Origin of the sequence: Methylobacterium amylolyticum (assembly GCF_030700245.1) — a bacterium.
Taxonomy (GTDB): domain Bacteria; phylum Pseudomonadota; class Alphaproteobacteria; order Rhizobiales; family Beijerinckiaceae; genus Methylobacterium.
The window spans coordinates 32,558-49,711 of sequence record NZ_JAUYZI010000043.1; the positions used below are offsets into that span (position 1 = coordinate 32,558).

The 17,154-nt window shown below is 72.0% G+C and carries 17 protein-coding genes; 5 read left to right on the forward strand and 12 right to left on the reverse strand.

Features of this window, described 5'->3' with window-relative positions; all coding sequences use genetic code 11:
* Positions 1–6 precede the first annotated feature (6 nt).
* The gene (locus Q8W71_RS24625) at positions 7–885 is read right to left on the reverse strand and encodes a transporter (protein ID WP_305528052.1); all 879 of its coding nucleotides are present in this window, start codon (positions 883–885) and stop codon (positions 7–9) included.
* 409 nt (positions 886–1,294) lie between these two features.
* On the opposite strand from Q8W71_RS24625, the gene Q8W71_RS24630 reads away from it, so the two are divergent.
* Positions 1,295–1,912, forward strand: coding sequence for a hypothetical protein (locus tag Q8W71_RS24630; RefSeq protein ID WP_305528053.1), 618 nt, complete (start codon positions 1,295–1,297; stop codon positions 1,910–1,912).
* 234 nt (positions 1,913–2,146) lie between these two features.
* On the opposite strand, the gene rlmN is transcribed toward Q8W71_RS24630, so the two are convergent.
* From rlmN to recQ, 6 genes are all read right to left on the reverse strand, one after another.
* Positions 2,147–3,421 (reverse strand): dual-specificity RNA methyltransferase RlmN, encoded by a 1,275-nt coding sequence (rlmN, locus tag Q8W71_RS24635; RefSeq protein ID WP_305528054.1) that lies wholly within the window; start codon positions 3,419–3,421, stop codon positions 2,147–2,149.
* A 146-nt stretch (positions 3,422–3,567) separates the two neighbouring features.
* On the reverse strand, positions 3,568–3,903 hold the full coding sequence (gene grxD, locus Q8W71_RS24640) for a Grx4 family monothiol glutaredoxin (protein ID WP_305528055.1): 336 nt from the start codon (positions 3,901–3,903) through the stop codon (positions 3,568–3,570).
* Positions 3,904–3,947: 44 nt separating this feature from the next.
* Complete coding sequence (locus tag Q8W71_RS24645; RefSeq protein WP_305528056.1) at positions 3,948–4,445, reverse strand: DUF29 domain-containing protein; 498 nt, start codon at positions 4,443–4,445, stop codon at positions 3,948–3,950.
* Positions 4,446–4,468: 23 nt separating this feature from the next.
* Entirely contained in the window at positions 4,469–4,705 is a 237-nt protein-coding gene (locus Q8W71_RS24650; protein ID WP_305528057.1) for a BolA family transcriptional regulator, read from the reverse strand.
* 20 nt (positions 4,706–4,725) lie between these two features.
* Positions 4,726–6,951 (reverse strand): phosphoribosylformylglycinamidine synthase subunit PurL, encoded by a 2,226-nt coding sequence (gene purL / locus Q8W71_RS24655; protein WP_305528058.1) that lies wholly within the window; start codon positions 6,949–6,951, stop codon positions 4,726–4,728.
* 137 nt (positions 6,952–7,088) lie between these two features.
* Complete coding sequence (gene recQ / locus Q8W71_RS24660) at positions 7,089–8,930, reverse strand: DNA helicase RecQ (protein ID WP_305528059.1); 1,842 nt, start codon at positions 8,928–8,930, stop codon at positions 7,089–7,091.
* An 80-nt stretch (positions 8,931–9,010) separates the two neighbouring features.
* On the opposite strand from recQ, the gene Q8W71_RS24665 reads away from it, so the two are divergent.
* Entirely contained in the window at positions 9,011–9,247 is a 237-nt protein-coding gene (locus Q8W71_RS24665) for a type II toxin-antitoxin system VapB family antitoxin (protein WP_305528060.1), read from the forward strand.
* Positions 9,247–9,648: a type II toxin-antitoxin system VapC family toxin gene (locus tag Q8W71_RS24670; protein ID WP_305528061.1), complete on the forward strand. Its 402-nt coding sequence runs from the start codon at positions 9,247–9,249 to the stop codon at positions 9,646–9,648. Before Q8W71_RS24665 ends, Q8W71_RS24670 begins: the two co-directional genes overlap by 1 nt.
* Positions 9,649–9,822: 174 nt before the next feature.
* On the opposite strand, the gene denD is transcribed toward Q8W71_RS24670, so the two are convergent.
* From denD to ltnD, 4 genes are all read right to left on the reverse strand, one after another.
* Positions 9,823–10,800 (reverse strand): D-erythronate dehydrogenase, encoded by a 978-nt coding sequence (gene denD, locus Q8W71_RS24675; protein WP_305528062.1) that lies wholly within the window; start codon positions 10,798–10,800, stop codon positions 9,823–9,825.
* A gap of 79 nt (positions 10,801–10,879) precedes the next feature.
* Positions 10,880–12,169 (reverse strand): 3-oxo-tetronate kinase, encoded by a 1,290-nt coding sequence (gene otnK / locus Q8W71_RS24680; protein WP_305528063.1) that lies wholly within the window; start codon positions 12,167–12,169, stop codon positions 10,880–10,882.
* 4 nt (positions 12,170–12,173) lie between these two features.
* Entirely contained in the window at positions 12,174–12,953 is a 780-nt protein-coding gene (gene otnI / locus Q8W71_RS24685) for a 2-oxo-tetronate isomerase (protein WP_305528064.1), read from the reverse strand.
* Positions 12,954–13,092: 139 nt separating this feature from the next.
* A complete protein-coding gene (gene ltnD, locus Q8W71_RS24690) occupies positions 13,093–14,181 on the reverse strand; it encodes an L-threonate dehydrogenase (RefSeq protein WP_370875521.1) in 1,089 nt (362 codons plus the stop codon).
* A gap of 65 nt (positions 14,182–14,246) precedes the next feature.
* On the opposite strand from ltnD, the gene Q8W71_RS24695 reads away from it, so the two are divergent.
* Positions 14,247–15,248 (forward strand): LacI family DNA-binding transcriptional regulator, encoded by a 1,002-nt coding sequence (locus Q8W71_RS24695; protein ID WP_305528066.1) that lies wholly within the window; start codon positions 14,247–14,249, stop codon positions 15,246–15,248.
* Positions 15,245–15,919: a 3-oxo-tetronate 4-phosphate decarboxylase gene (gene otnC, locus Q8W71_RS24700; RefSeq protein ID WP_305528067.1), complete on the forward strand. Its 675-nt coding sequence runs from the start codon at positions 15,245–15,247 to the stop codon at positions 15,917–15,919. The genes Q8W71_RS24695 and otnC overlap by 4 nt, the downstream gene beginning before the upstream one ends.
* Positions 15,920–16,008: 89 nt before the next feature.
* Here the strand turns inward: otnC and Q8W71_RS24705 are convergent, their stop codons facing one another.
* Entirely contained in the window at positions 16,009–16,947 is a 939-nt protein-coding gene (locus Q8W71_RS24705) for an IS110 family RNA-guided transposase (protein ID WP_305524427.1), read from the reverse strand.
* Positions 16,948–17,154: the final 207 nt, after the last annotated feature.

Genomic DNA, 17,154 nt, shown 5'->3' on the forward strand with positions numbered 1-17,154 from the left:
GCCCGCTCAGTCGTTCTGCTCGCGGGTCACCAGGGTGCGGTCGGGGGCCACGTCGGCCTTGTCCTGGAAGATCGGCACGATCGCCCGCAGCCAGCCGCGGGTCTCGGTGCCGCCGTAGTTGCGCTGGATCACGTCGCGGGTGACGTAGGCCTGGAGGTTCACCGGGCCGAAATTGTAGCCGACGAGGCCGCCGACCGCGAACTGGCCCTGCCGCCGGTAGCCCGCGACGTTGGTCGGCAGATCGGTCGAGCCGAAGGCGACGGGGCCGACCTCGAACTTGCCGAACTTGCGCGTCGCGGTCAGGTCGAGGTTCAGGTAGTCGGGGTAGAGCACGCCGTCGGGCGAGCGCGCGTTGACGAAGGTGCCGTAGAGCAGGTTGGCGGTGAGGTTGAAGCCGTGGCCGGTGTAGCTCGCGGCGAAGCGGTGGGTGAACGAGGCCTCCTGCGTCAGGAAGCGGGTGTCGATCGGCAGGTAGCCGCCGAACAGGTAGCTGACGCCGACATCGCCGCCGAGGTCCCAGGCGAGCTGGCCGGCCAGGAGCTGCTGGCCGATCCCGCTCTGGTAGGGGGCGCCGCGGCTGCTCGCGGCGACCACGGGCTGCGTGAAGAAGAGTTGCAGGCGCGCGCCGAGCACGGGCCAGGGGGTCGCCCAGGCCAGGGTCGGCAGGTTGGGGTTCGAGGTCGAGGCGCGCGGGTCGGTCCCGCGCACGCCGAAGCTCGACAGGTTGACGAAGTACAGGCCGACGGGGAGCTGCGCGCCGACCGGCAGACCGATGGTCTGGCCGGGCTGGGCGGCCGAGCCGGCCAGGGCGGAGGTGGCGCCCGCCACCCCGAAGCAGGCCGTGGCGATGAGGGTCGTCGCGCGTCGTGCCGCGAGTCTTCGCATCCGTCCGGTTCCTCCCGCGGTCGCCGCAGCCGCACCGCGCGGCGGGCCGACCTTGATAAGAGGAGACGGATCGAAGCTTGGCCTTAATCCGGTCCAGACGAGGACTGTATCGGACGTGTGATCGCGCGCTTCACGACTGAATGACACCGCCGACCGACGATACGATGACGCAGATTATAGAGAGAAGAGAACCGCAGATCTCATTCCGACAAGCAAGTCGAGTGCGGGGCTGCCCGCGCCCCGGCGCGATGCCCGGCGCCGCATGTGTGCCGTCGCACAGCCCTCGCGGCGGACCGGCCGGCCTGGACGCACCCTCGGATCAAAACCTGATCCGCTCGACCCTGTGAACGGCCGCAGGGGGTGGGATGCGGACGTTGAGCGCCACTCCATCGGCGGGTTATGCGAACGCATGGCCGACCTCCTCACCCTTCCCACCGCCTCGGTACAGCCTGGCGTCGATCCCTCGCCTGCGGCACGGAAAGCTCACCCGAAGGTCCGGCGCGTGGTCCACCCCCTCGTGTTCCTCTGCGCGTTGACCACAACGTGGAGTGTGGAAGCCCAGACGGTGACGAGGCAGATCGGGCGTTACACCGTCACCGAGCGTCCGGTCGGCCCTTGGCTCCTCAAGGCGTCGGCGGGGCCGCTGGGACCCTACTGCACGATCGAACTCCGCCGCGACGGGCAGATGATCGCCTACCAGCGGACGACCGCCGGGCAGGGCTTCTTGGCGATCGAGAGCGCGAGGTGGCAGCGCCCGCCCGGCTCGATCGTCGACGTCACCATTACGACAGGCGCCACCCGTTGGTCGGGCCGGGCGGGCGCGCCCGTACCCGAGGGCTTGCTTCTGCCGATCGAGCTGGGTCGCGGTGCCGACCCGGCTCGTGTCCTCCCGCGCTTCGGCAGTCTCACGGCGCAAGTCGGCGGCGAGACGTTGCGTTTCGACCTCGCGGGCGTGAGTGAGGCGGTACGAGCGCAGCGCGCGTGTCTCGCTGCGTCTCCCTCCCCCCGTCGCGTTGATCCAAGGTGAGTAGGGTATGATCGCGCGGCTGATCGCGGGCGTCGTGATCGCCACGGCGATGGGCGGACCGGCTCGAAGCGCTCCATCGCCGACCGGAGCGAAGCTAGGTTTCGCCCTCGTCCGGGACAGCTACCATGGGGAGGAGCGATAGATCATCATGGAACGCCCGCTCCCGACTCACTCGTAGGACTGCTTGGGATCGCAAGCAGCCCCTCGCACGGCCAAGCTGATGAGGTTTTGACCCTAATCCTCGGCGCCGGCGTAGAACCCCTCGGCCCCGAGCCCCTCTTCGAGCATCATCCGAGCGCGGGCGCGCAGCTTCTCGGTCTCGCTCTTGAGCTGGCCGCAGGCGGCGAGGATGTCGCGGCCGCGCGGGGTGCGCACCGGCGAGGCGTAGCCGGCGTTGAACACGATCTCGGAGAAGCGCTCGATCCGGTCCCAGTCCGAGCACGCGTAGGCACTGCCGGGCCAGGGGTTGAACGGGATCAGGTTGATCTTGGCCGGGATGCCCTTGAGGAGGCGGACCAGCTCGCGGGCGTCGCCGTCCGAGTCGTTGACGCCCTTCAGCATCACGTATTCGAAGGTGATGCGCCGGGCGTTGCTGAGGCCGGGATAGCGCCGGCAGGCGTCGAGCAGCGCGGCGATCGGGTACTTGCGGTTGAGCGGCACCAGCTCGTCGCGCAGGTCGTCGCGCACCGCGTGCAGCGAGATCGCCAGCATGGCGTTCGCCTCCTCGCCCAGGCGCGGGATCTGCGGCACCACGCCGGAGGTCGAGACGGTGATGCGCCGCCGCGACAGGCCGAGCCCCTCCGGGTCCGACATCACCCCCACCGCGTCGACCACGGCGTCGAGGTTGTAGAGCGGCTCGCCCATGCCCATGAACACGATGTTGGTCACGAGCCGGCCCGCCTCGCCGGCGCCGGAGGCGTCGCGGCTCGGCATCTGGCCGGGCCAGTCGCCGAGCTCGTCGCGGGCCGTGACGAGCTGCTGCACGATCTCGGCCGCCGAGAGGTTGCGCACGAGGCGCTGGGTGCCGGTGTGGCAGAACGAGCAGGTGAGGGTGCAGCCGACCTGCGAGGACACGCAGAGCGTGCCGCGGTCCGGCCCCGGGATGTAGACGCACTCGATCTCGGCGCCGCGGTTGTGCTCGTGGGCGTTGGTCGGCGCCATGCGCAGCAGCCACTTGCGGGTGCCGTCGCGGGAGACCTGGCGGTTGGCCACCTCGGGCCGGTCGAGGGTGAAGTGCTGCGCCAGCTCGGCCTTCAGGCCCTTGCCGACGTTGGTCATCGCGTCGAAGGCGGTCGCCCCGCGGAAGTTGACCCAGTGCCAGATCTGGCCGGCGCGCATCCGGCTCTCGCGCTCGGCCACGCCCATCTCGACGAGCCGCGCCTTCAGCTCGGCCCGGGTCAGGCCGACGAGGGAGGGGCGCTGCCCGGGGATCGCCTCGGGGCGGAAATCGGGCGCCTTCTCGATCGCGGGTGCGGCCGCGCGGGCGCTGTCGAGCGACGCCGTCGCCATTTCGAGCGGAACCTCTTCGTCTGGAAGGGTTCCGATATAGGGTATCGCCCCGCGAAACGCGAATGCGCGCGCCTCATGCCGGGGCCGCGGCACGAAAAAGGGCGCCCGGAGGCGCCCTCATCAGCGCGACGCCGAATCCGAAAACATCAGGCGGCGCTCTTCACCGGCACGCCCTTCTCGGCGAGGAAGGTCTGCAACTCGCCCGACTGGAACATCTCGCGGGTGATGTCGCAGCCGCCGACGAACTCGCCCTTCACATAGATCTGCGGGATGGTCGGCCAGTTCGAGAACGCCTTGATGCCCTCGCGGATTTCCTGATCGGCCAGCACGTTCACGCCCTTGAACGGCACGCCGAGGTAGTTGAGGATCTGCACCACCTGCCCCGAGAAGCCGCATTGCGGCATCTGCGGCGTGCCCTTCATGAACACCACCACATCCTGGGAGGCGATCTCGTTCTGGATGGTCGTGTTTGCGTCGGTCATGTCAGGCTTCCTGCTCTTTGCCGTTCTCGTATGTGCGCTGTCGATCAGCGCCTTGCAACCGAACTCGCGAGCGTGCGGAGAGCGCGATCAATGTCGAAGCGCTCTGCGAGAAGGTCGGGCGGATCGATCGGGCAAGCCTTTGGCAAGCCTGGAAGAAGCTCGTTCCCGTAAGCGCCGAGACCCGCTTCCGCCGCCGTCAGTGAAACCTTCCAGATCCTGTCCCAGTTGAGCCTCTGCCGCATCGACGCCTCGTACGCGTTCCATGCTGTGGCCTGAAACGTCGCGATCTCTTCCCGCCAGTGCAGGCTCGCAGGTGCGAGCGGCGCGGAGACACGCTTCAGCAGGTGCGCGAGCGTCTGGATCAGCAGGCCCTCGACAGCCCGGATGTGAGAACGCCCCACGCTCTCGATCTCCTCGGCGATGTTCTCCCAATCGACGGCATTCGACAGATCACCGCGCGTGCCGAGCGCGCGCAGAGCCGCAGCCTGCTCCTCGGCCCAGGTCACGATATCGTCGTCGTAGAGGCTCGGCCGGTCGTCCATCGGGCTCGATCCTTCGAGGCCCCTCAATCCTGCGGGACGCCCGTGGTCAGCGCAAGGGCGTGGAGCACGCCGCCCATCCGGCCCTGGAGCGCGCCGTAGACCATCTGGTGCTGGGCCACCCGGGTCTTGCCCTTGAAGGCGTGGCTCAGCACGGTGGCGGCGTAGTGGTCGCCGTCGCCGGCCAGGTCGCGGATCTCGACCCGCGCGTCGGGCAGGGCCTCGACGATCATCCGCTCGATCTCGCGGGCGTCCATCGGCATCGGTGCAACTCCGTCAGGGCTCAGGCGGCGGGGGCGGCGGGCTGGCTCGCCATGTAGGCGGGCAGCCAGCCCTCGTGCGCCGCGGCCAAGTCGGCCACGGGTATGGTCTCGCCGCCCGGCAGGGTCAAACGGTCGGAGCCGACGACGCCGACCACGGCCGCGTCGATCCCCTGCGCCGAGGCGCTGTAGAGGAGGTCGGAGGCCGCGTCCGGCTCGACGGCGAGCAGGTAGCGGGCCTGATCCTCGCCGAACAGGTAGGCGTGGGCGGGCAGGTCCACCGGCACCTCGGGGAGCGCCGCGCCGAGGCCTCCGGCCATCGCCATCTCGGCGAGCGCCACGGCCAGCCCGCCGTCGGAGAGGTCGTGGACGGTGTCGACGGCGCCCGAGGCGATCAGGCCGCGCACGAAGTCGCCGTTGCGGCGCTCCAGCCCGAGATCGACCGGGGGCGGGGCGCCGTCCTCGCGGCCCTCGATCACCGCCAGATAGGCCGACTGGCCGAGCCAGCCCTCGCCGGCGCCGACCAGCACCAGCACGTCGCCCTCGCGCTTGAGGGCGATCGTGGCGTGGCGCGCGACGTCGTCGAGGACGCCGACGCCGCCGATGGTCGGGGTCGGCAGGATGCCCACCCCGTTGGTCTCGTTGTAGAGAGAGACGTTGCCGGACACGACGGGGAAGTCCAGCGCCCGGCAGGCCTCGCCGATGCCCTGGAGGCAGCCGACGAGCTGGCCCATCACCTCGGGCTTCTCCGGATTGCCGAAGTTGAGGTTGTCGGTGATGGCGAGCGGGCGGGCCCCGACCGCGGAGATGTTGCGCCACGCCTCGGCCACCGCCTGCCGGCCGCCCTCGACCGGGTCGGCCTCGCAGTAGCGCGGGGTCACGTCGCAGGTCAGTGCCAAGCCCTTCGGCCCGTCCTCGACCCGCACGATCGCCGCGTCGCCGCCGGGCTTCTGCACGGTGTTGCCGAGGATGAAGTGGTCGTACTGCTCGAACACCCAGCGCTTCGAGGCGAGGTCGCAGGAGCCGACGAGCCGCGTCAGGGCGTCGGCGAGCGAGGCGGGGGCGGCCACGTCGGCGGGCGCGACCACCGGATGGTGGGTGTTGGCGATGTGCGGCCGGTCGTAGAGCGGCGCCTCGTCGCCGAGTTCCTTGATCGGCAGGTCGGCGACCGTCTCGCCGTGCCACTTGATGACGAAGCGCAGCGTGTCGGTGGTGCGCCCGATCACCGCGAAGTCGAGGCCCCACTTCACGAAGATCGCCTCGGCCTGCGCCTCCATGCCGGGCTTGAGCACCATCAGCATGCGCTCCTGGCTCTCGGAGAGCATCATCTCGTAGGGCGTCATGCCGGTCTCGCGGGCCGGGACCTTGTCGATGTCGAGCTCCACGCCGAGGTCGCCCTTGGCGCCCATCTCGACGGCCGAGCAGGTCAGCCCCGCCGCGCCCATGTCCTGGATGGCGATGACGGCGCCGGACGCCATCAGCTCCAGGCAGGCCTCCAGCAGCAGCTTCTCCGCGAAGGGGTCGCCGACCTGCACGGTCGGGCGCTTCGACTCGCTCTCCGCGTCGAACTCGGCCGAGGCCATGGTGGCGCCGTGGATGCCGTCGCGGCCGGTCTTCGAGCCGAGGTAGACGATCGGGTTCCCGACGCCGGCCGCGGCCGCGTAGAAGATCGAATCGGCCCGGGCCAGACCCACCGCCATCGCGTTGACGAGGATGTTGCCGTCGTAGCGCTTATGGAAGCCGACCTGCCCGCCGACGGTCGGCACGCCGAACGAGTTGCCGTAGCCGCCGATGCCGGCGACCACGCCCGAGACGAGGGAGCGGGTGCGGGGGTGCTCCGGGTCGCCGAAGCGCAGGGCGTTGAGCGCCGCGATCGGCCGGGCGCCCATCGTGAACACGTCGCGGAGGATGCCGCCGACGCCGGTCGCCGCGCCCTGGTAGGGCTCGATGAAGCTCGGGTGGTTGTGGCTCTCCATCTTGAACACGCAGGCCAGCCCGTCGCCGATGTCGATGACGCCCGCGTTCTCGCCCGGCCCCTGGATCACCCACGGCGCCGAGGTCGGCAGGCCGCGCAGGTGCTTGCGCGAGGACTTGTACGAGCAGTGCTCGTTCCACATCGCCGAGACGATGCCGAGCTCGGTCAGCGTCGGGTCGCGGCCGATCAGCCCGCGGAAGCGGTCGTACTCGTCCGGTTTCAGGCCGTGCTGGGCCACGAGTTCGGGCGTGATCGGGACGTCGTTGCGGAACATGGTCAGCCTCGGCGTGGTCGGTCCCGGAACCGGGACCGGACGGCCCGGACCGGGCGGCGTCACGGCAGCGACGGATTAGTGCGTTCCGCGCCCGCGTTGCAACATCATCCCGCACCGTAGCGCGAACGGAGGCGGCCTCACGCCGCCGAGGGATGGGCCAGGAACTCGGCGATGGCCGCCGCGAAGCGCTCGCCGTAGGCCTCGCGCTTGCGCTCGCCGACCCCGTGCACGCTGCGCATCGCCCACAGGTCCACCGGCTTCTGCCGGGCCATCTCGATCAGCGTCCGATCGGGGAAGACCATGAAGGCGGCGATGCCCTCGCCCCGGGCGATCGTGGCGCGCAGGCCGCGCAGGTGCTGGAACAGGGCCTCGTCGGCCTCCGACAGGCCCATCTCGTCGGCCGCCCGCGGCGCGCCGCGGCGGCGGTCCCGGGCCTCCGCCTTCGGCTCCGGGTCGGGGCGGACCTGGACCGTCTCGCGGCCGTACAGGATCTCCGTGCCCTTGTCGGTCAGCGACAGGCCGCCGTAGCCGTCGCCGTTCTCGGCCACCGCCCCGGCGGCGAAGAGCTGGCGCAGGATCGCCCGCCACGCCGCCACCGGCTTGTCGGCGCCGACGCCGAAGGTCTTGAGGCTGCCGTGGCCGTTGCGGCGGATCTGGTCGGATTCCTTGCCGTGGACCACGTCGCAGACATAGGCCGCGCCGAAGCGGCTCCCGGTGCGCACGATCGCCGACAGGACCTTCTGCGCCGCCACCGTCCCGTCGATCAGCTCGACGCCGCCGCGGCAGAGGTCGCAGCGCCCGCAAGCCCCGCTCGTCTCGCCGAAATAGCCGAGCAGGGACTGGCGGCGGCAGGTGGCGCCCTCGCACAGCGCGATCATCGCCTCCAGCTTGCGCCGCTCCACCCGGCGGCGCTCCTCGGAGATCTCCTTCTCGTCGATCTGGCGGCGGCGCAGCGCCATGTCGTCGAGGCCGTAGAGGGTGAGCGTGTCGGCGGGCAGCCCGTCGCGGCCGGCGCGGCCGATCTCCTGATAGTAGCCCTCGACGTTGTTCGGCATGTCGGCGTGGCAGACGAAGCGCACGTCCGGCTTGTTGATGCCCATGCCGAAGGCGATCGTGGCGGTCATCACCACCCCGTCCTCCTGGAGGAAGCGGTCCTGGTTCTTCATCCGCGTGCCCTGGTCGAGGCCGGCATGGTAGGGCAGGGCGTCGAACCCGTCCTTGCTCAGCGTCTCGGCGAGCTGCTCGGTGCGCTTGCGGGACGAGCAGTAGATGATGCCGCTCTCGGAGCGGCGGTGCTTCAGGAAGCGCTCGATCTGCCGGGCCGGGCTGTCCTTCGGCGCGAAGGTCAGGCGGATGTTCGGCCGGTCGAAGGAGTGGACGAAGGTCCTCGGCGGCCGCCCCTCCGGAAACAGCCGCTCGGCGATCTCGGCGCGCGTCGCGGCGTCGGCGGTGGCGGTGAGCGCGAGCGTCTGCACGTCGCCGAGCGCCTGCCGGGCGCGGGCGATCTCCCGGTACTCGGGGCGGAAGTCGTGGCCCCATTGCGAGACGCAGTGCGCCTCGTCGACCGCGAGCCGCCGTACCCCGGCCCCGCGCAGGGCGTCCATGCAGCCGTCCATCAGCAGCCGCTCGGGGGAGACGAACAGGAGCCGCAGGTCGCCCGAGCGGATGCCGCGCCACGTCTCGCGCGATTCCGCCTCCGGCACGCTCGAATTCAGGGTCGCGGCGGCGATGCCGAAGCCGCGCATCTGCTGCACCTGGTCGTGCATCAGGGCGATGAGGGGTGAGACCACCACCGTCAGGCCGGCATCCACCAGCGCCGGGAGCTGGTAGGTCATCGATTTGCCCGAGCCCGTGGGCATCACCGCGAACACGTCGGCGCCGTCGAGCACCGCGCCGATCACCTCGTCCTGCCCGGGCCGGAAATCCGCGTAGCCGAAGGTGGTCTGCAGGGCTGCGCGGGCCTCGTCGAGGCGGGTCATCCGGGCTCTCTTGCGTGTGTGGGGCGCTTGCGGCGGGGGTGTGTAGACACTACGCTCGTCGTGTCTACACGGAGGCGGACATGCCGCTCAACATCCGCAGCGAGGCGGTCAACGAACTCGCGGGCAGGCTGGCATCGCAGTTGGGCGTGAGCAAGACCGAGGCGGTGCGGATCGCGCTCGTGCAGGAGATCGACCGGCGCGACAAGGCCGTGCCGCTGGTGGAGCGCCTGAAGCCGCTCCTGGACGAGATCGATGCGGTGCCACGGACGGGGCTCGCGGCGGACAAGGCGTTCTACGACAGCCTGAACGACGAGTGATGTTCGTCGACGCCTCGGCGATGGTCGCGATCCTGACGGCGGAACCGGCCGCCGGGGCGTTGATGCGATGCCTGGACGCGGCGCACGCGCCGATCACCTCGGCGCTCGCGCTCTTCGAGACGGCGACCGCCCTGTCACGCAAGCTGGATCAGGACATCACGGTCTCGGAAGCGCAGCTCGCGCGCTTCCTGGATACGGCCGGCATCCGGGTGATTCCCGTCACGGATGCGGAGGGGGCCGCGGCCCTCGCGGCCCACGCCCGCTACGGCAAGGGCCGCCACCCGGCCCGGCTGAACCTCGGCGACTGCTTCGCCTACGCCTGCGCGCGGACGCACGGCGTGCCGCTGCTGTTCGTGGGCGACGACTTCCCGCAGACCGACATCGCGCCCGCGCTGAGCTGACGCCGCACACGGTTTCCGGCCGAATCGTTCGATTCTCCGAGCCCGCGCCGTCATCGCGAGCGACAGCGAAGCGACCCAGGGCTGCGCGACGCCCGTCGATGTGGCGCCGCCGGGTCGCTTCGCTGCGCTCGCAAAGACGGAGGCGGTGATCGCGAGCCCTTCGACCGGAACCGCTCAGCCCCCGTGGAACTCCGCCACGTGCCGCGCGACGATCGCGTCGAACGAATCGTCGGCGCGGAAGCCCAGCTCGGTCGCGGCGGCCGGGTCGAACGCCTCCGGCCACGTCTCGACGATGCGCAGGATCCGCTCGTCCGGCTCGCACCGGATCAGGGCGACCGCCGCGTCGCCCGCGGCGCGGCGCAGGGCCTCAATCTCCTCGGCGACGGTGGCCGAGACGCCGGGCATGGTCAGGTTGCGCCGCAGCCCGAGGCGGGCGAGGTCGAGGCCGGCGGCGTGGGTGAGGAAGCCCACCGCGGCGGCCGGGCTCGCGAACCAGTGGCGGACGGTGTCCGGCACCGGCAGCACCGCCGGCTGCCCGGCCAGCGGCTCGCGGATGATGCCGGAGAAGAAGCCCGAGGCCGCCTTGTTCGGCTTGCCCGGCCGCACGCAGATGGTCGGCAGCCGGATGCCGATCCCGTCGAGGAAGCCGCGGCGGGCATAGTCGGCGAGCAGCAACTCGCCCATCGCCTTCTGCGTGCCGTAGCAGGTCGCCGGGCGTAAGGAGAAATCGTCCGGGATGATCCCGGGGAAGGGCGGCCCGAACACGGCGAGCGAGGAGGTGAACACCACCCGCGGCCGGTAGCCCTCGGCCGCGTGGGCGGCGCGGATCGCCTCGAACAGCGCCCGGGTGGCGTCGAGGTTGACCCGGTAGCCGAGGTCGAAATCGGCCTCGGCCTCCCCGGAGACCACCGCCGCGAGGTGGAAGATCACCTCCGGGCGCGCGCGGATCGCCGCCTCGGCGATGCCGGGGGCGGACAGGTCCGCGGCCTCGGCCCGCACCGGGCCGGTGAAGCCTTCGGGCGCGGCGGGGGCGACCACGTCGAGGAGCGTCAGGGCGGTGAGCGGCTGCCCGCCGACGCGGCCCTCGGCGACGAGAGCGTCGACGAGGCGCCGGCCGATCATGCCGGCGGCGCCGAGGATCAGGGCGTGCATGGAAGCCTCCTTGCGAAATCCGACGCATCGCTGCGCGAGGCGGATTTCGCCTCCGCCCGAGCGCCGCACGGGGACACGTTCACTGCATCAGGTCGAGGGCGCGGGCGAAGAAGTCGGGCCCGCCGAAATTGCCGGATTTGAGGGCGAGCAGCATCGGCTCGGAGCGCCCGACGGTGCGCAGCACCGGCACGCCGGCCGCGATCTCCGGCCCGAGCAGGAAGGCGCGCAGGCCGAGCCGATCGACCGCCGCCCCCGAGGTCTCGCCGCCCGCCACCACGAGGCGGCGCACGCCGCGCGCCACCAGCTCCTCGGCGATCCGCGACAGGGCGTCCTCGATCGCGCGGCCGGCCGCCTCCGCGCCGTGCTCGGCCTGGAGGGCGCGCACCGCCTCGGGATCCGCCGAGGAGGCGATCAGCACCGGGCCGGCGGCGAGGCGGTCGCCGGCGAAGGCCAGCGCCTCGGCGACCGCGTCGGCACCGGCGAGCAGGTGCCGCGCGTCGAGGCGCAGCACCGGCATGTGCGCCTCGGCCGCCGCGACCTGCGCCAGCGTCGCCTGCGAGCAGCTTCCCGCGAGGCAGGCGGCGTGCCCGCCCACCGGCTCGCCCACCGCCGCCCCGGCGGCGTCCCGGGTGCCGCGCCCGTCCGCGGCGAGCGCCCGCGCGAGCCCGAGCCCGAGCCCCGAGGCGCCGACCGAGAACTTCTTCGCCACGATCGCGCGCCCGAGAACCTCCAGGTCGTCGTCGAAGATCGCGTCGGCGATGGCCGCCCCGTGCCCCGCTGCGGCGAGGTCGTCGAGGCGCGCGGCCACCGCCTCCGCCCCCCGCGCCACCGTCGCGACGTCGACGAGCCCGACCGACCCGGCGCTCTGGCGCGCCAGCACCCGCACGAGGTTGGCGTCGCGCATCGGGTTGAGCGGGTGGTCCTTCAGCGGGCTCTCGTTCAGCGGCACCGCGCCCACGAACAGGTTGCCCTGGTAGACGCTGCGCCCGGTCTCCGGGAAGGCGGGGGTGACCAGCGCGATCGGCTCGCCGGCCTCCGTCCGGAGGGCGTCCATGACGGGGCCGATGTTGCCGGCGTCGGTGGAGTCGAAGGTCGAGCAGACCTTGAACATCACGTGGCCCGCGCCCCGCGCCCGCAGCCAGCCCTCCGCCTCGCGCGAGCGCGCCACCGCCTCCGGCGCGGGGATCGACCGGCTCTTGAGCGCCACCACCACGGCGTCGGCCGCGGGCAGGGGCAGGTCGTCGGCCGGCACGCCGATGGTCTGGACCGTGCGCAGGCCGGCCTTGGTCAGCGTGTTGGCGAGGTCCGAGGCGCCGGTATAGTCGTCGGCGACGCAGCCGAGGGCGATGCGGTGAGAGGCGAGGGCCATCGCGTCAGGCTCCCTTGCGGTAGGGGGCGAACCAGCCGAGGCCCGCCTCGGTGCCCGCCGCCGGGATGTACTCGCAGCCGACGAAGCCGGCATAGCCGAGCCGGTCGAGTTCCGCGAACAGGAAGGCGTCGCCCATCTCGCCCGTGCCGGGTTCGTGGCGCTCGGGCACGCTCGCGGTCTGGACGTGGCCGACGATCGGCATCAGGTCGCGCAGCCGCATCGTCACGTCGCCGTGGATGATCTGGCAGTGGTAGAGGTCGAACTGGAGCTTGACGTTGGGCAGGCCCAGCTCCCGGATGAGCTGCGCCACCCGCCCGAAATCGTTCAGGAAGTAGCCCGGCATGTTGCGGCCGTTGATCGGCTCCAGCAGCAGGTCGATGCCGGCACCCGCGACCGTCTCGGCCGCGTAGGTCACGGACCGGCGGTAGCTCTCGGCGGCGCGCGGGTCGTCGGGGGAGGCGAGCCCCGCCATCATGTGCAGGCGGCGCACCCCCGTCGCCTCGGCGTAGCGGAGCGCCGTGTCGACCCCGGCCCGGAATTCGTCCGCCCGCTCCGGGAAGGCCGCCAGCCCGCGCTCGCCCTTGGCGAAGTCGCCGGGGGGCATGTTGAACAGCGCCTGGGTGAGGCCGTTCGCCTCGAGGCGCTCGGCGATGGCCTCGGGCGGGTGCTCGTAGGGGAACAGGAACTCGACCGCCTCGAAGCCCGCCCGCGCGGCGGCCTCGAAGCGGTCGAGGAACGGCACCTCGTTGAACATCAGGCTGAGGTTGGCGGCAAACCGCGGCATTGTCTTCGGACTCCCTGCGCCTTGTCCTGTCAGATCACCTCATCCTGAGGTGCCGGAGCGTAGCGGAGGCCTCGAAGGAGGGCTCCAGAACCCGCGCGAACCCTGGAAGCCTCCTTCGAGGCCCGCTGACGCGGGCACCTCAGGATGAGGCGGCGGGTGGGAGCGGCAAGGTCGCTCCAGAAACCTGCGCGTAGACGCGCGCCACCGAGGCGTCGTCGTCCCGGCCCATGCCGGCGCCCGAGGCCATCAGGAACATCTGGAGGGCGGCCGCCGCCACCGGCACCGGGTATCTCTCCGCCCGCGCCATGTCCTGCACGATGCCGAGATCCTTCACGAAGATGTCGACCGCGCTGCGGGCCTCGTAGTCCGCGTCGAGGATGTGCGGCACCCGGTTCTCGAACATCCACGAGTTGCCCGCCGATTTCGTGATCACCTCGTAGACCCGGGCGAGGTCGAGCCCCTGCTTGGCGGCGAAGCTCATCGCCTCGCAGGCGGCGGCGATGTGCACGCCCGCGAGCAACTGGTTGATCATCTTGAAGGCCGCGCCCTGGCCCGGCGCGTCGCCGAGCTCGTAGACGGTGCCGGCCATGGCATCGAGCGCCGGCCGCGCCCGGGCGAAGGCCGCGGCCGAGCCGGAGGCGAGGAAGGTCAGCCCGCCCTCGGCGGCCCGGGCCGCCCCGCCGCTCATCGGCGCGTCGAGATAGTGGCGGCCGGTGGCCTCCAACCGCGCCGCGAGGCCGCGGGCCAGTGCCGGGTCCATCGTGGCGGAGGAGACGAATACCGCGCCCTCCGGCATCGCCGCAGCCGCTCCACCCTCGCCGAACAGCACCGCCTCGGTCTGCGCGGCGTTGACGACGACGGAGATCACCACGTCGGCGCCCGAAGCCGCCTCGGCGGGGCTCCCGGCGCCGGTCCCGCCCGCCGCGCGGAAGCGGGCGACCGCCTCCGGGTTCACGTCGCAGGCCGCCACGGCGAACCCGGCCCGCAGCAGCGAGGCCGCCATCCCGGCGCCCATCGAGCCGAGGCCGATCACCGCCGCGCGGCCCGTCGTGGCCTCCGTCATCGCCGGCTCCCTGCGCTTCGCGGGTCGGCGCGTCGCGCGACCCGGCCTGACCGTCCCGTCCCCGGCCCGCCCCCAGGCACTGATCGGGGCACGGACCGAATCGATCGCGCCGCTCTTGCCGGCGGCGCCGAATCGTCGTTTATCGCGAATTGGCAGCGCTGCCAATCCGATCGTGCGGCGCCGGGCCGGCCGCCATGCCGGGCCCGAAACCTGCCGGGAGCGACCGGGAGATGTCGGATTTCCAGCCGCCGGGCCGGCTCGTGACGCTCAGCGACGTGGCCCGCGCGGCGGGCGTCGGCGAGAGCACGGTCTCGCGGGTGCTGCGCAACCACGGCTCCTACTCGAAGCGGGCGGGCGCGCGGGTGGCGGAGGCGGTGGCCCGGCTCGGCTACGTGCCCAATCGCCTCGCGGGCAGCCTCGCCGGCAGCGGCGCGCGCCTCGTCGGGATCGTGGTGCCCTCGCTCGCCAACGTCGTGTTCCCGGACCTGCTGCGCGGCCTGACGGCGGCGCTCGACGCCGAGGGCGTGCAGGGGGTGATCGGGGTGAGCGACTACGACCCAGAGCGTGAGGAGGCGCTGACCGCGGCCCTCCTGTCCTGGCGCCCGGCGGCGCTGCTGCTCACCGGCCTGGAGCACACGTTGGGCACCGCGGCGCTCGCCCGCGCCTCCGGCGTGCGCGTCGTCGAGATGATCGACCTCGATGGGCCGGGGATCGACACCGTGGTCGGCTTCTCGAACCGGGCGGTCGGCCGGGCCAGCGCCCAGTTCCTGCGCGCCCGGGGCTACCGCCGCATCGGCTATGTCGGCCACGATTGTTTTTCGGACTTGCGGGCTGGCAAGCGGCTCGCGGGGTTCGAGGAGGTTTTATCCGAGGCTGGGATCGGGCTGATGGACAAGGAGATCCGGCCCGGGCCCTCCTCGGCGACCGCGGGGCGGGCGGGGCTGGAGGCGCTGATGGCGCGGTGCCCGGAGCTCGACGCGGTCTACTTCTCGAACGACGACATGGCGCTCGGCGGCTACTTCGCCTGCCTCGCGGCGGGCTGGGCGGTACCGGGGCGGCTCGCCCTGTTCGGCTTCAACGGGCTCGATTTCGGCGCGGCGATGCCGCAGCCGCTCGCGACCGTGCGCACGCCGCGCCTGGAGATCGGGCGGCAGGCCGCCGCCTGCCTCGTCGGCGACGGAGCAAAGAGGATCGATGTGGGGTTCACGGTGATCGAGGGAGCGACGGCATGAGCGACGAGGCGCGGCTGCGCGAGGAGATCTGCCGCTACGGGCGCTCGCTGTTCGAGCGGGGGCTGACGCCGGGCTCCTCCGGCAACATCTCCCTGCGGCTCCCCGACGGCGGCTGGCTGGTGAGCCCGACCAACGCCTCGCTCGGCTTCCTCGACCCGGCGCGGATCTCCCGGCTCGACGCCGATGGCCGGCTCGTCTCGGGTGATAAACCGACAAAGGAAATCCCGCTGCACGCGGCGCTCTACGAGAGCCGGGGGGAGGCCAGGGCCATCGTCCACCTGCACTCGACCCACGCGGTGGCGGTGTCGATGCTGCCCGAGATCGACCCGCGGGCGGTGCTGCCGCCACTGACCGCCTATTGCGTGATGCGCAACGGCGCCACCGCGCTGGTGCCCTACTACCGCCCGGGCGACCCGGCGGTGGCCGACGCGATCCGGGGCCTGTCCGGCCGGTACAGCTCCGTCCTGCTCGCCAACCACGGCCCGGTGGTGGCCGGCGAGAGCCTGGAGGGCGCGGTGTTCGCCACGGAGGAGCTGGAGGAGACGGCCAAGCTCTACCTGCTCCTGCGCAACCTCAACCCGCGAATGCTCAGCCCGGCGCAGGTGCAGGATCTGGTCAGCCATTTCGGCTTGCGTCTGCCGGAGGACCACGGGCACCACGACCACGGGTGAGGCAGCTCGCCCGGCGGGGGCCGGCCTGCGACTCCGGTTCCGACAGGCCCCTCCCTCTCCCCTCTGCGGGAGAGCGACTGTCTGGGGTGTCAAGCGGGTTGGGGCAGAGCGGCACGGAGATCTCGGGCTTTTGCGTTGAGGCGCACGAGCAGCTTGTGGGCGAGGGCGACGCGGATGACCTTCTTGGGCTTGCCGGCTTGGCTCAACCGCTGATGGAAGGCTTGGAAGTCCGGTTCATGGCGGCGGACGATCTCGGCCACCACGAACAGGATGCCGCGCACGCTCGCGCGCCCGGCCCGGATCGGCCGCGGGCCGGTGCGGCGTCCGCTGTCGTTGGCCAGGGGGGCGAGGCCGGCGAGCTTGGCCGCCGCCTTGCCCGAGAGCGTGCCGATCTCGGGCATCTCGGCCATGAGCAGCGCCACCGTGCGGCCCGCCACGCCCTTGATCGTGCGGAACTCGGCCTCCAGCGCCGCCCAGAGCGGGTCGGCGGCGAGCGCTTCGGCGATCAGCGCCTCCAGGCGCCGGGTCTGCGCCGCGACCGCGGCCAGGATGGGCGCGAACGAGGCCAGGGCGTCCGGATCGGTGACGAGACGGGCTTGGTTGCTCTGGCTGACCTTGAGCGCGGTGAGCTGGCGCAGGCGGGTCACCAGGGCGGTCAGCCGGGCCTGCGCCGCCGAGGCGAGCGGGGTGGGCCGGACAGCCTTGACCTGCGCGTACCAAGCGATCAGCCCAGCATCGATCCGGTCGGTCTTCTCCAGCACGCCCATACCCTCGGCGAACCGGCGCACGGCGCGCGGGTTGAGCAGCGCGCAGGCGAGGCCCTCGCCCCAGAGCAGGCCGAACGCCAAGCGCTCGTAGCCGCCGGTGGCTTCCATGGCCACCACGTCGACCCGATGCGTCCGGCAGAAGGCGACGAGGTCGGCCAGACCCTCCGGCGTGTTGCGGCAGGTGTGTTCGGGCCCGTCCCGGCCCAGGCGGGCGACCAGGGTGTCGGCGCCGATGTCGACGCCACAGAGGATGCGTGTCACGGTGACCTGCCTTGTCCATGCGAGCGGCAATCGAGCGACTGTCCGGTCGTGCGTGACGAGGCGGCGTTCGGTCCCAAAGCTCTCCCACGGTTGTGGCCGGAGGGTGGGCGGGCGCCAAACGCCGCGCGCCGGGTGGGGTGGCCACCCCACCCGGCGCAGCCCCAATCTCAGCACATCACAGGGCCGCCTCCTAGATACAAGGGTGGC